The organism is Salinimicrobium sp. TIG7-5_MAKvit (genome assembly GCF_049569215.1).
Taxonomy (GTDB): domain Bacteria; phylum Bacteroidota; class Bacteroidia; order Flavobacteriales; family Flavobacteriaceae; genus Salinimicrobium; species Salinimicrobium profundisediminis.
Genome location: NZ_CP145903.1, coordinates 3,602,296 through 3,615,728, shown reverse-complemented (window position 1 = coordinate 3,615,728; position 13,433 = coordinate 3,602,296). Strand labels below are relative to the sequence as shown.

Genomic DNA, 13,433 nt, shown 5'->3' with positions numbered 1-13,433 from the left:
TTGAAAATTTTACCTGCAACAAATGTAAGTAAAAGAAGACAAGAAAGTTAAGGAATTCCTAAAATTAATTATAGGAAACCGTTACATTAAACCCGGAGGAGTTAGTATAGAAACCGGATGCCTGGTTGGCTTCAAGATGCAAGGTTGCTCCAATTTTTATAACGTCCGAAATTGTGCCTTCATCAGGTAGAACCACAAAGTTGCTAATCGTGAGTTGCTGATCGGGATTTTGGCTGTTGTATAAGATAAATGATTCAGGTAGTGTAATAGCATAATTGTTATTACCATGGGTAACCACTGCCTCTGCCGGATTTACAGTACCGGGAAAGTTGGTGGATATCTGTACGCCCTGAACAGTTCTTGATCCATCGGGAGATAAAATGACACTTCCGGGGGTGTAGGCGCTTATTACATTTCCAAAATCAAGATCTACAGTCTTGTCAATTTGGATAGGATCAATAACGGTAGCCCTGCTCGTGACTTTCGCAGAAGCCGATGCCTGACTAAAAGCCTGGGAAGACAACAGTAAAAGAAATAATATTAAAACTACTCTGTTCATTTGTGTCTGTAAAAGCAGGTGCTTTATTATTGATACTTATCTCTATAATGAAAAAACGCCGCCATAAGGGCGGCGTTTTTCTAAACTATATTTGTTTGTCTTATTCGTAAGCTACTGTCACGTCAAAAGTTCCAGAGTATTCACCTGTAGGCTGGCCTTCTGTAACATTTAATGTTGCACCAACGCCTATAGCCTGAATTCCTCCAGTACCTACCACATCATTTCCTGCATCGTTTGTAAATGCATTAACAACGATATTGTTTTCTCCACTTGATAGGCTTACACTCTCTGGCATCGTAATTTTATAACTAAACCCGCTCGCAGCAGTAACATCAAAAGCCGCTGCAGAAGGAGTTGTTGAACCAATCTGATCTAATGTTGACTCTGTAGTAGCACTATTTGTTGCCACTACCACAGTACCAGCAGTATTGTTCGCTACTTTACCGAAATTTAAATCTTGTTGAGCACTAATTTTAATTGGACTAACAATTTCCGCAGCAGCATTTGCAGTTGCACTAGCTTCTTCTTGAGCGAAAGTTGTTCCTGTAATAAGAGCGAATAAAATTAAAGTAATTTTTTTCATGATGTAGGTTTTTTTGGGTATTATAATTTTAATTTGGGGTTTCATTTATTTAACGATGCAAACTTACTCCCTAAAGAAAGCTCCTACAAAAAAACTCGATGACAGCGACAGAAACTCGTTGAAATACACTAAACATGATCCTAATCATGTTGGGGGATTAATCTCTGAAAGAGCCTATTTATCGGCTTTAATGAGATCATTTAATTGAAAATCAGACCAGTAGTTAGCTTTTCTTAGGAAAATGATATCTAAACGTATAACAGGATCTATTAGCCAAAAACAGTTTAAAGTTGATTTGCATAGGTTACATCAATTACTACCTGGACCAGAATTACAGTCACTACTATTATAATGGTATAAAAAATTGTTCTGGCAATATTCCCGATTGATTGTTTGGATAAATGTTTCAACTTGGTGGAGTTTTACTTAATAATCTCTTGTTTGGAACAATAGCATAAAAGCTAAAGCCCTGGTGGCTTGATTAACTTGTAGGGATTATATAAGTAGGGATATAAATCTACAGTTGTTCACTGTAAATTCTTTGCAAAGATGCGGGAAATAGGGGAGGTAGAAAAGATTAATCGGTAGTTGAAGAAAAAATTCGTCGAACTACTCATTTTAAGAATTTGTTAAGACATGAACTCCTATATCACGGTCAAAAATTATGATCTAATTGTAGTTTACAGTAACGTTCATAGGAGCCTTACTGTTGTAAACTCCCGGATTTTGATGAGGATTAACAGCCAGGGTAGCACCCACGGTTATTTTCTTAGCTCCTCCATCAAAATTTCCGTTTTGAGCTAAACTACTTGTAAAGTCTTTAATGATCATACTTTCTGTACCGTTGGCCAGTACATATTCACCTTCAGGCAGGGTGAGAGAAAAAGCAAAACCGTCTTCACCTGTCACTTCAAATGCAGCAGCAGAGACATTGGCTTCACTGTCTAATGAAACATTTCCCTTGGAGAGCCTGGTGCTATTGGGCGTAAGGATTACTTCTCCTCCGGTACCGGCATCAAGGTTTGCAAAATTCATGTGTGATGTAGTAGTGATTCCAATAGGCTGGATAATCGTAGCCGAAGCAGTAAATGAGGCAGACGCACTGGCCTGGCCAAATGCTAATGCCCCAAAAAGGGAAAATAATATGAAACTAAATAAACTTTTCACCGCTTTTTTCTTATTTCAATAATAAGAAAATTTTTTGATTCAACCAGATTAAGTGACCATAAATATCGATGAAATACACAATTAGATTAACTACAACGATGTCGCTGTAAAACTATTATTATACTGTTTATTGGTGAGTTAACGATCTTGGTTCACCGGGATCTTCAATTTTTTTTATCTCAGATACCGGGAATTTTTAAAAAAATCTTCTAGTTCTGACTTCTGAGGCCATAAAAAGAAATCACAGCACAAGGCTTGTGATACAGTTTAGAATGAAATATCTACTCTTAAAATCCGGAGGAAAGAAAAGCTCTTGAGTAGAAATGTACTGTACCAGGATCTTTTTGAAATCATCGTATCAGTTTTAATGATATAGAATTTTTATTCCAGCTTTTGGCTGACCAGCTTCCAAAGTAGGATTTGGATCAGTTTTTCTCCTATATATAATAAGGTATAGCGAATACAGCAACTTCTTTATCGGCAGGTACTTTAATTTAAGCACAAAAAAAAAGGCCGTGTGGCCCCTTTTTAATATTAAAAGTGATTTTATACTTAGTTGTTGGAAGAATCTACCGGCTGTGCAGGGGATTGTTCTGAATCTAAAAGTGCAAGGAATTTATCAAGGTTTGGCAGGATAACAATTCTTGTTCTTCTATTTAATGCCCTGTCTTCTTTGGTCTCGTTTCCGGCTACAGGTTTGTAGCTGCTGCGGCCTGCTGCAATTAACTTTTCGGGCTCTACATTAAAACGGTCCTGCAATACTCTCACGATCGCAGTAGCACGTCTTACACTCAATTCCCAGTTGTCCTGAATATAGGAATTTTCTACCATTGTTTGAGAATCTGTGTGACCTTCTACCATTACTTCCATAGCTGGTTCAGATTTAATTACTTCAGCAAGCTTCTCTAAAAGGGGATATGCATCTCTGCTTACTCTGTGACTCCCGCTTCTAAAAAGTAATTTATCAGATACATTGATCATCACTACAGTTTTGTCTACAGTAATGTCAACATCGTCTGAGCTTCCGCTGCTTATCTGGCTTTCCAGGTTATGAGCTACGGCCAGGTTAATAGAATCTTCTAAAGTTTCGGCTCCTGCAAGTTTTTCGGGATCAACATTTCTTAATGTTTCCCGCATTTTACGCTTATTGGCATTAGACATTGCCGTAAGCTGGTTCATTTCCAGTTTCTGGTCATTCTCTTCTGTGAGTGAGTTGATCTTTGAATTGTAATCTGCCACTCTTTCTTCTATGGCATTTAATCGTTCTTCTAGTCTTTCTTTTTCTACCTGAGTTTCCTGAAGATTACTTCGGGTGTTGTTATAATCTTCCTCAAGGGCTACATACTTCTTTTTTGAAACACAAGAAGTCAGCACTGTCGCTGCAAGTACCGTTACGGTAAGAGCTTTTTTCATAATTTCTGGTTTTTTGTTTAAAGTTCAAGTTCTTTTTAGAGCTTCGAAACTTCAAACGGGTTATAGCTGCCGAAATTATATAAAAGGCTTTTTCAGGTGTCTTATTTTAACGAAAGATTATTAGTTAGCAGTCGTTGTTGCTAAATTATTCCTAAGAAAATAGCCACTTCAGGAGAAATTTTTATCTTTTTCGCGTAATTTTTCCGTAGAAAATCTCACGTGAAAATGCCATTTTTAGAAGGTGTTGTTTTCCAGAGATTTAATTCCAGGAATTTTAAGATTTACATTAAAAGGAATAAATTAGAGCAATAGACCGTCAATACTTGGAAACAGATAAAAATAAAAAGGAAAAGAAACCAAAGGGATCAGGGATTAAGTTGTTCTTTAAAATTATTCTTGGCATTTTCATTTTCATTTTCCTTCTCATACTTTTCATCCGCAGTCCCTGGGGCCAGGGCATTATTGTAGATAAGCTTGTAAATTATATTGAGAACAAGACAAACACTGCAGTAGAGGTAGACAGGCTCTTCATTACTTTTGGAGGTGATCTTAGCGTAGAGGGGCTATTTCTTGAAGATGAAAAAGGTGATACCCTTTTATATTCGCGGGAACTTGAAGCCGACATTTCCCTGTTACCCCTTATTAAAGGTAAAGGTTTTTATCTCAACAGTCTTGATTGGAATGGGGGAGTGGCCAATATTGAGCGGACAGATACTATTGAAGGTTTTAACTTCCAGTTTCTTACTGAAGCTTTTGCCACGGCCGATACTACTGCTACTACCACGCCCGCCGATACTACTGCCCAGGCTATGGAAATTAAGCTGGGCGATCTCAACCTTCAACACCTGAAACTTAATTACAACGATCAATATTTAGGTATTGATACCAAAATCAGGTTGGGAAAGCTGGTAGTAGAAATGCAGAAATTTAATCTGGACAGTATGGAATTTGCTGCGGGTGACCTTATTTTGGAAAATACCCGTTTTAAATACGTCCAAACTAAAACAGCTCCCGAATCGGAAGAGGAAAATGAGACCCCCATGCCCCGATTTTCTGTGGAGAACCTGGAAATTTTAGACGTGGCCGGCTCATATACATCTGTTCCCGGCGGAATGGTTGCCGATATAGATCTATCTCAACTCTTACTGAAATTGCCTGAAGCCAATCTTGCAAATAATACTATAGTAGTCGATAGATTTGCTCTCGAAAATTCCAGAGTTTACATAAACAATACAGCTTCTTCCGCTCCCGCCGCAAAAGATACTACTGCCATTGCTGAAGAAGGTCAACCTTTTGAATGGCCTCAATGGACGGTAAATGCTAAAAATCTAAATCTGAAAAATAATAACTTCAGGTATTGGGTAAAAAACAGCACACCCAAAAAAGGCATTTTTAACCCTGAAGCAGTAGGCCTTCGTGATTTGAATCTCGAAATTCCTGAACTGGTACTGGCTAATGAAACCTTACAGGCTCGCGTAGCAGTTCTTAATTTTGAAGAAGCATCGGGTCTCCTGCTTAACAAAACCCAATTTGCACTTTCGGTCAATGAAGAGAGGGCACTACTGGAAGATCTTCTGCTTCGGCTGAATGGAAACCTCATAGAAGGAAGTTTACTGGTTAATTACAGGTCGCTCGATTCTTTTATAAATAACCCGGAGGGCGCCACGGTAGATTTGAACCTTCCGCAGTTTAACCTTGACCTACAGGATCTATACAGATTCCAACCCGATTTACGGCAGAACACCCACTTCGCTACACTTGCCAAAAAAGGCATTTCGGGCAGTCTTTCTGCCGAAGGGGAACTTTCCGCAGTAAAAATTGAGCGGGCAAATATTGACTGGGGCGGTAACACCTCTCTTGTGGCTACCGGAACTATTTACAACACCACCGATGTTGAAAACCTGAGGTTTGATATTCCGCAGCTAAGGCTTCGGTCTTCACGAGCCGATCTTCACGCTTTTATCGAGGAACAGAACCTGGGAATTGAGCTTCCAAAAACTTTAAATCTGGCAGGTAGCTTCAGCGGTAGTCCCGAAGATATTTCTATTGATGCCATTTTGAATTCTTCCGCAGGAAAAGTAAGTGTAGCAGGACGTTTTGTAACCGCTCCAAAAATAGCATTTAGCACAGACCTTAAAGTAACCAAACTTGAAGTGGGCCAGTTGCTACAAAATAAGTCACTCGGTGCGGTTAGTCTCGATATACAAGCACGTGGCAGCGGGGAAGACATTAATTCCCTTGACGCTGTAGTTGATGGTACCATCGGCAGTTTTGAATACAATCAATACGTCTTTAACGATATTAATATTTTTGCTGAATTAGAAGACGGCGAGGGTTTTGCGAAAATGGCCTACAAAGATCAAAATCTGAACATGGAACTGGAGAGCTTTGTGTTACTCGATTCGATAGCGCCTGAAGTAAACCTGACTCTTGATATTATTGGTGCCGATCTACAGGCGCTTGGTCTTGCTGCAAAACCTGTGAATGCAGCCATGGAATTAAAAGGCACTTTTGAAGGAAATACCGATAAATTTGATGTGACTGCGACAGTAGGCAATGGTGTTTTTGTGTATGACAATGAATCTTACCTTTTAGGAGACCTTGATCTTCTTGCACATGTAACACCCGATACTACGTCCATGCAAATTGAAAATAGAATTCTTGACCTCAAGTTGTTTTCTAACGCCGGGCCGCAGGATTTTATAAGTGCTCTAAGCCGCCATTACGACAGCTACTTCAACAACGAACAGGTATTAGATACAGTTGTGAACCCTGTAAATATTGATATGGCAGCTACAGTTGCTCCATCTCCAATTCTCGAGGAAGTATTCCTTCCGCAGCTGGAAGCTTTTGACACCATAGCCGTGAAGGTTGATTTTAACGAGCGGGAAAAAACACTCGTGGGAAGTGTGGAAATTCCTTACCTAAACTACTTCGGAAGCGAAATTGACAGTCTTGACTTTTTTGTGGATTCAAACCCGGAAGAACTATTTTTCAGCTTCGGACTTCAAAGTCTTGATGCAGGCCCGCTGGCCATTAAAAAGACCAGTCTTGAAGGGGTGTTGGTAGATGAAGAACTCAACCTTGATTTTCTTTCCATTTATCAAGAACAGCCCCTAATGAAAATTGAATCTTCTATAACCAGGAACAATGATATTGTAAGGGTGAGTATAGCCCCAGATAGTCTTATTCTTAATTCCAATAGCTGGCAAATAGACCCTGAAAATGAAATTCTCATTGGCGACAGCGCCTATAATTTCAACAACTTCAGGCTTTCGAGAAATAATCAGGAGTTAAAAGTAACCAATGATCTGGCACAGGTTCAAAAAGAGCATATCGCAATACAATTTCAGAATTTTAACCTGGCGGCCTTGTTCTCCTACCTCAACCCCGAAGCCGTACTGGCTTCAGGAAATATCAATGGCGACTTTATTATTGAAGAACCCTTTGAAGATACGGGGCTACTTGCCGATCTCACTATAAATGATTTTGGGGTAATGGATGTACCTCTGGGCGAACTTTCTCTTGACGCCGAAGCGGTTAGCTTTAATAAATATACTTTAGACCTGGCCGTGACGGGCAATGCCAACCTTCAACTTACCGGCTCATACCTCGCCGATGAACAAGGTGGAAACCTTGATATGTTCCTCGACCTTGAAAGCATCCCTATGGAGGTGGTAGAAGGTTTTTCAATGGAAGAGATCAACAATTCCAGCGGTAGTTTATCTGGAGAATTCACGGTAACCGGCGATCCTCTTGTACCTAATTATGACGGTGCGCTTAACTTTAATAACGCGCAATTTACGGTGTCTATGTTAGATGCACCCTTTACCCTAAGAGATGAAAGGCTGCGAATAGATACTACAGGTGTATACATGGATAATTTCGAAATTAGGGATGTGAATAATAATGCCTTTGTATTGAACGGGGCTGTACTCACCGAATCACTTATAAATCCTGAATTTGACTTGAGTTTTACTGCAAATAATTTCACTGCTTTGAGTTCCACCGAAGAAGATTTTGATCTTTTCTACGGAAAATTTGTGTTTGACGCCACAGGTTCTGTCACCGGAAACATGGAGCTTCCTCACGTTGAAATTGATCTTGAAGTACTGGAGGAAACAAACATTACTTATGTGATTCCTGAAGCCAGCGTAGAACTCGAAGAAAGAGAAGGCGTGGTTGTGTTTGTAAATAGAGAAAATCCAGACCGCATTCTCACCCGCAGGTCAACAGATGATGAAGTTGTGGCCTTTTCGGGCTTCGCGCTCAATTCATATATTTCACTTCAGGAAGGGGCAACTTTTAGTGTTGTGATCAACGAAGAAACCGGAGATCACTTTCAGGCAACCGGAGACGGGGATATTATTTACGACATCTCTCCCAATGGCCGAACTACAATGACAGGTAGGGTAGAGTTAAGTGATGGATATTATGAAATGAGTCTCTATAACCTGGTAACCCGAAGATTTGACATTATGGATGGGAGCACCGTAGTGTGGGCAGGAAATCCGCTTGATGCCGATCTCAATATTACCGCTGTATATGAAGTGGAAGCTGCAGCCGCCGGACTTATGGCTTCACAGCTGCAGGGTGCCGATCTAAGTGACAAGGATCAATACAGGCAGGAACTGGACTTTTTGGTGTATCTAAAAATAGGAGGGGAGATCTCTGCACCAAAACTTTCTTTTGGACTCGATATGCCCGAAGGAGAACAGGGATCTTTAGGAGGCCAGGTATATGGTAGGGTACAACAAATAAATCAACAGGAAAACGAACTCAATAAGCAGGTTTTTTCACTCCTGGTACTCAACAGGTTCTTTCCTACAACCGGTAGCGACGGCTCTGGAGGAGGTACTCTTTCCTTTGCCCGCGATAATCTCAATGAAGCCCTTTCTGACCAACTCAACATATTCTCTGACCGCCTGCTGGGAGAAACAGGTGTTGACCTCAATTTTGGCCTTGACACCTTCACCGACTACCAGGGAGAAAATCCGCAAGAAAGGACCCAGCTGGATATCACAGCCCAAAAGAGTTTTATGGATGACAGGCTGGTAGTAAGCGTGGGAAGTGAAGTAGATGTACAGGGCAGCAGCCCGGTTGAAGAAAGTACGCCGCTCATTGGCAACGTGAGCCTGGAATACCTGCTTACCCCCGAAGGACAATTCAGGTTAATGGCCTTTAGGAGGAGTAGCTATGAGAATGTCATCGACGGGCAGTTGATTGTAAGCGGACTTGCTTTGATCTTTACTCAGGAATTCAACAAGTTCAGGGAACTGTGGAACGAAGTGGCCAAAAGCGATAAAAAGGCAAAAGAAAAATCTGGTAAAGAACAAGCAGTAGAAGAAAAACCCGGAAAGGGCAAATTAGAAGAAGAACATTCGGGAGATGGAAAATCTGAAGAAACTCAACCTCAGGAATAAAAAATGAAGTATAGGATAGAAACCATTATCGTCACTCTTTCAATTCTGCTATTCCTGCAAGGGTGTAGTGTGAAAAAATTTATTCCGGAAGACAAACTCTTATATACCGGTGCCGATCTGGAGTTACAGTCTGACGATCCTATTGAGCAGAAAAAGGATCTAAAGAACCAGCTTCAGGCATTGATAAGCCCAGATCCTAACTCAAAGATCCTGGGATCGCGCATAGGTCTGTACTTCTACTATAAGGGACAGAAGGAAAATCCGGGTTTCATCAACAGGTTTTTAAGCAAAAAGTTAGGACAGGAGCCGGTATACCTTTCGGATGTTGACCCGTTTCAAACAGAAAAACTTCTAAAGAACAGGCTGGAGAACAGGGGCTATTTTTACAGCCGTGTAAATCATTCTGTCAACGAAAATGAAGAAGACAAATTAGCTCATATAAAATATACTGCCGTACTGCCGGAGAACCCTTACATCCTGGAAAATTATCAGATGGATACGGATAGCCTCAAAATTTACAGGGAGATTGAAAACACCTTATCAGAATCTCATCTACAGTCGGGTGAGAAATTTAACCTTTCGCTCTTAAAAGCCGAACGGGAACGTATTGACGCCGCTCTAAAGCGCCAGGGCTATTACAACTTCAGCTCAAATTTTCTCATTTTTGAAGCCGATACAAATCAGTATGACCGCAAAAAATTCGATCTTTTCTTAAGGCTCAAAGAAGAAGTCCCGCCGGCAGGAACAAAACCCTACATCATCAAAGATGTAAATGTATATCCAAATTACGTGATAGGAACAGATTCCCAGGAACGTGACACTACAAGATTCAATGAAAGAAGTTACATTCAGGATAAGGTTTTCTTTAAACCAGAAAAGCTGGATCCTTTTATACTCCTTAACGAAGGAGAACTGTATTCTCCCGAACTTTCGGGTAAAACAAGCAGGAGGCTTACTTCTTTAGGCACCTATAAATTTGTAAATATTCAATACGATGAAATAGATTCTATCGCTACAGACAGTGTAGGATATTTAACTGCAAATATTTACCTCTCGCCTATGAACAAAAGGGCTATACGGGCCGAATTACAGGCTGTGACCAAATCAAATAATTTTGCAGGCCCGCATCTTACTGTTACCTACACCAACAGGAATCTTTTTAAAGGAGGGGAAATATTGAATGTCACCGCAAAAGGAGGTTATGAGTGGCAGCTTTCAAAACAAAACGATATAGGAAACAGCAGTACCGTATTAGGCCTGGAAACAGCCTTAATTAGCCCCAGGATGTTATTCCCTTTTATTAATATCAGGAGTAACTGGTTTGATTACTCTATCCCAAAGACCAAACTTGCCTTTGGGTTTGAATATCTAAACCGCAGTCAGCTTTTCAGCCTGTTTTCGGTGACCGGGAACTTTGGATATGTCTGGAAGGCCAACCGTTTTATTACTCATGAGCTCAATCCCTTATCTGTAAATTATTCCAATCTAAGCAATACCACTAAAGCTTTCGACGACATACTCGATGAAAACCCCTTTTTGAAGAGTAGTTTTGATCAACAATTTATTGCAGGACTCACTTATTCTTTTACTTACAACGGAATGATCGATGAGCTGGAAACGCATCAGTTCTATCTCAATTCTAATCTTGAAGTAGCAGGAAACCTGCTTGATCTACTTAGCAGTGGAGCCACCCCAAGAAAATTTCTGGGTATGGAGTTTGCCCAGTTTTCTCGCATCGATGCAGATTTTAGATATCATTACAATTTCGCCCCGCAGCAAACACTTGCAGCAAGGTTGTATGGCGGAATTGGTATTCCCTACGGAAATTCGGAGGTCATGCCCTTCAGCCGGCAGTTCTATTCAGGTGGGCCTTACAGTGTGAGGGCTTTCCAGATTAGAGGCCTCGGTCCAGGTTCTTACGACCCCGAAGGGGATGGAGTTCCCTATTATGACAGGATGGGAAATCTGCGCTTGGAAGCGAATGTAGAGTATCGTTTTCCTGTTTACCAATTCCTCAAAGGAGCTGTGTTTGTTGACGCCGGAAACGTTTGGAATACCGAAGACAATTATGTTGAGTTAGATGAAAAACCCACAGAACAGCAAACCTTACTTCTTGAAAAAGGTGTTTTCGGTAAAGATTTTATCAGCGAACTGGGGATAGGTACGGGAATAGGATTGAGAATAGATATTCAGAATTTTGTGATTAGGTTTGACCTTGCCGCACCGTTACATACACCATGGCTTGCAGAAGGAGAGCGCTGGGACTTTAAAATTAGTGAACCCGTCTTCAACTTTGCGGTAGGATATCCTTTCTAATGTTGTTTCTTAGATCCAAAGCACAAATCTCCCGCATCACCAAGTCCGGGAACTATGTATCCTTTTTCATCGAGATTTTCGTCAATAGTAGCTACCCACAGGTGAGAATTTTCGGGAAAACTTTTTTCTAAATATTCAATTCCTTCTCTTGCAGCTATGACAGATACCAGGTGGATCTGCTTCGGGTTTCCCATTTTTTGAAGGGCCTGCAAGACATTTACAAAAGATCGGCCGGTAGCCAGCATGGGGTCGGCCAGGATCAACGTTTTTCCTTCAAGTGAAGGGGAGGCTAGATATTCTACGAGGATCTCAAATTCTTCATCATCATTGGGATGATGGCGATAAGCTGAAATAAAGGAATTATCTGCAGCATCAAAATAGTTGAGAAGGCCGGTATGAAGTGGCAGGCCAGCTCTAAGAATAGAGCAAATAACCAGCTCTTCTTTATGTAGAGGCACATTTGCTGTTCCCAAAGGCGTTTGAACCTCCACTTCCTGAAAGTTCAGGTTCTTACTAAGTTCATATCCAAGGATTTCTCCTAATCTTTCAATATTCCTTCTGAAGCGAAGCCTGTCGGTTTGAATATTTACATTCCGAAGTTGAGCAACAAATGTATTGGCGATAGAATTCTTTTCGAGTAGATGATGAACGTGCATAAAATTGGTATCTGTATGAAGGAAGCCAAAGTTATAAATTTTTACACCAAATCCTTTTATTTTATAAGGTTTCAAAAAGGGGATTTTGAGACAGGATTTTTCTGCGGCATTTTCTCTAAAGTCTTTTTTAATAAGCCATTGTGCCTTCTACAGGTTACTGCCTGGTTACCTGATTCAAACAAAGGTTTTTTATTGTATATTTAGATGCATATTCCATTGATTTACAATCATTTTTAATTTAATCGTATTTGAAATGACTGAAAAAGAAAAATTTTTAAGGGAGGTGAACGACGCCTACGAGAATTGGGATGAACAATTTTTTATGGAGCGTATTACTGACGATATCTATTGGGATATTGTAGGGGAGAAAGATATTTCGGGTAAAGCTGAATTTAAGGAAGTGCTTGATCGTATGAAAGAAATGCCTCCTGTAGAAATCGATGTTCAAAATGTCTTTTTAGACAACCTACACGGAATTGTTAGGGGAGTGGTAGTGAGTAGGAACAGGCTGGGCCAGAAGAAACACTACGGATTTTGTGATATCTATAAATTTGCTGAAGGTGGGGAAAAACTTCGTCTTTCGGGCATTACCTCTTATGTGATAGATATAAGCCGGCATATTCAGTATAAAGAGAACTGTTAATAGAAAGAGGCTGTTCAAAAAGCTATACTCATAAAGCTGAAATTATTTCAGGTGTTTCTGTATTTCAAAAGAAAATAACAGATCCTGAAATGTCTTCCGAAGCATGGAATAAAAACTTTTTAAACAGCCTTTCAACTTTATTTATCTGAATCGTTCCTGGTTTTTTTTGAAGGATCCTGGTACTTCTCGGCTTTTTCTCCTTTGTACACGGTATCGGTTTGTGATGCTATATTGTCATTTGAGTTGGCCGAATCCTTAGGCTTCCTTTCCTGTTCCACATCCTGTGGTTTATTTGTTGTGGGGTTGAATTTTCGGTCATCCTCACCCGGAACATCGAGATCTTCGCCCGCATAGTCTATTGGCTCTTCCCTGTCTTTAAAGTAATCTCCCTTTTTTTCGTCCTGGCTCTGATTGTTAAGCACATTTTTATCTTCGGGGGTAATGTCCGGGTTATAATTACTTCCTTTATCGCGGGTCATATCTTCCCTGTTATTTTTAGGTTGTTCTTCTTTCTTTGTCATAATTAAATTTTTATTTTAAATTACAGATAATCTTATTTTCACCCCATCTTTGGCGGTTAAAATGCCGTTAAATTTTAATAGCCACAATTATAGAAATTTGATATGCTTCTATTTTTGGTTAAGTTTTTGATATTTGAATGCTGAAGAATATA

The 13,433-nt window shown here is 40.1% G+C and carries 9 protein-coding genes; 3 read left to right on the top strand and 6 right to left on the bottom strand.

Annotation, left to right across the window (positions count from 1 at the left end):
• Positions 1-64: 64 nt before the first annotated feature.
• The 4 genes from V5739_RS16210 to V5739_RS16195 form a co-directional block, all read right to left on the bottom strand.
• The gene (locus V5739_RS16210; protein WP_423819022.1) at positions 65-559 is read right to left on the bottom strand and encodes a DUF4402 domain-containing protein; all 495 of its coding nucleotides are present in this window, start codon (positions 557-559) and stop codon (positions 65-67) included.
• Positions 560-659: 100 nt separating this feature from the next.
• Positions 660-1,142 carry a DUF4402 domain-containing protein gene (locus V5739_RS16205; protein WP_423819021.1) on the bottom strand — a complete coding sequence of 161 codons (483 nt, stop codon included), beginning with the start codon at positions 1,140-1,142 and terminating at the stop codon, positions 660-662.
• Positions 1,143-1,811: 669 nt separating this feature from the next.
• The gene (locus V5739_RS16200; RefSeq protein WP_423819020.1) at positions 1,812-2,309 is read right to left on the bottom strand and encodes a DUF4402 domain-containing protein; all 498 of its coding nucleotides are present in this window, start codon (positions 2,307-2,309) and stop codon (positions 1,812-1,814) included.
• A 552-nt stretch (positions 2,310-2,861) separates the two neighbouring features.
• The gene (locus V5739_RS16195) at positions 2,862-3,722 is read right to left on the bottom strand and encodes an OmpA/MotB family protein (protein WP_266068233.1); all 861 of its coding nucleotides are present in this window, start codon (positions 3,720-3,722) and stop codon (positions 2,862-2,864) included.
• A 323-nt stretch (positions 3,723-4,045) separates the two neighbouring features.
• Between V5739_RS16195 and V5739_RS16190 the strand changes: the two genes are divergently transcribed.
• Both V5739_RS16190 and V5739_RS16185 read left to right on the top strand, forming a co-directional pair.
• On the top strand, positions 4,046-9,145 hold the full coding sequence (locus V5739_RS16190) for a translocation/assembly module TamB domain-containing protein (protein WP_423819019.1): 5,100 nt from the start codon (positions 4,046-4,048) through the stop codon (positions 9,143-9,145).
• 3 nt (positions 9,146-9,148) lie between these two features.
• Positions 9,149-11,461: a BamA/TamA family outer membrane protein gene (locus V5739_RS16185; protein WP_423819018.1), complete on the top strand. Its 2,313-nt coding sequence runs from the start codon at positions 9,149-9,151 to the stop codon at positions 11,459-11,461.
• Here the strand turns inward: V5739_RS16185 and upp are convergent.
• Positions 11,458-12,117 (bottom strand): uracil phosphoribosyltransferase, encoded by a 660-nt coding sequence (gene upp / locus V5739_RS16180; protein ID WP_423820505.1) that lies wholly within the window; start codon positions 12,115-12,117, stop codon positions 11,458-11,460. The two genes, V5739_RS16185 and upp, sit on opposite strands and share 4 nt — an antisense overlap.
• Before the next feature lie 253 nt (positions 12,118-12,370).
• On the opposite strand from upp, the gene V5739_RS16175 reads away from it, so the two are divergent.
• A complete protein-coding gene (locus V5739_RS16175; protein ID WP_423819017.1) occupies positions 12,371-12,760 on the top strand; it encodes a nuclear transport factor 2 family protein in 390 nt (129 codons plus the stop codon).
• A 137-nt stretch (positions 12,761-12,897) separates the two neighbouring features.
• Here V5739_RS16175 and V5739_RS16170 read toward each other — a convergent pair whose 3' ends face one another.
• Positions 12,898-13,281 (bottom strand): hypothetical protein, encoded by a 384-nt coding sequence (locus tag V5739_RS16170; RefSeq protein ID WP_423819016.1) that lies wholly within the window; start codon positions 13,279-13,281, stop codon positions 12,898-12,900.
• Positions 13,282-13,433 lie beyond the last annotated feature (152 nt).

Coding starts and splice junctions, on each gene's coding strand:
- upp (WP_423820505.1), bottom strand. CDS start 12,117: ATGCACGTTCATCATCTACTCGAAAAGAATTCTATCGCCAATACATTT.
- V5739_RS16170 (WP_423819016.1), bottom strand. CDS start 13,281: ATGACAAAGAAAGAAGAACAACCTAAAAATAACAGGGAAGATATGACC.
- V5739_RS16210 (WP_423819022.1), bottom strand. CDS start 559: ATGAACAGAGTAGTTTTAATATTATTTCTTTTACTGTTGTCTTCCCAG.
- V5739_RS16175 (WP_423819017.1), top strand. CDS start 12,371: ATGACTGAAAAAGAAAAATTTTTAAGGGAGGTGAACGACGCCTACGAG.
- V5739_RS16205 (WP_423819021.1), bottom strand. CDS start 1,142: ATGAAAAAAATTACTTTAATTTTATTCGCTCTTATTACAGGAACAACT.
- V5739_RS16195 (WP_266068233.1), bottom strand. CDS start 3,722: ATGAAAAAAGCTCTTACCGTAACGGTACTTGCAGCGACAGTGCTGACT.
- V5739_RS16185 (WP_423819018.1), top strand. CDS start 9,149: ATGAAGTATAGGATAGAAACCATTATCGTCACTCTTTCAATTCTGCTA.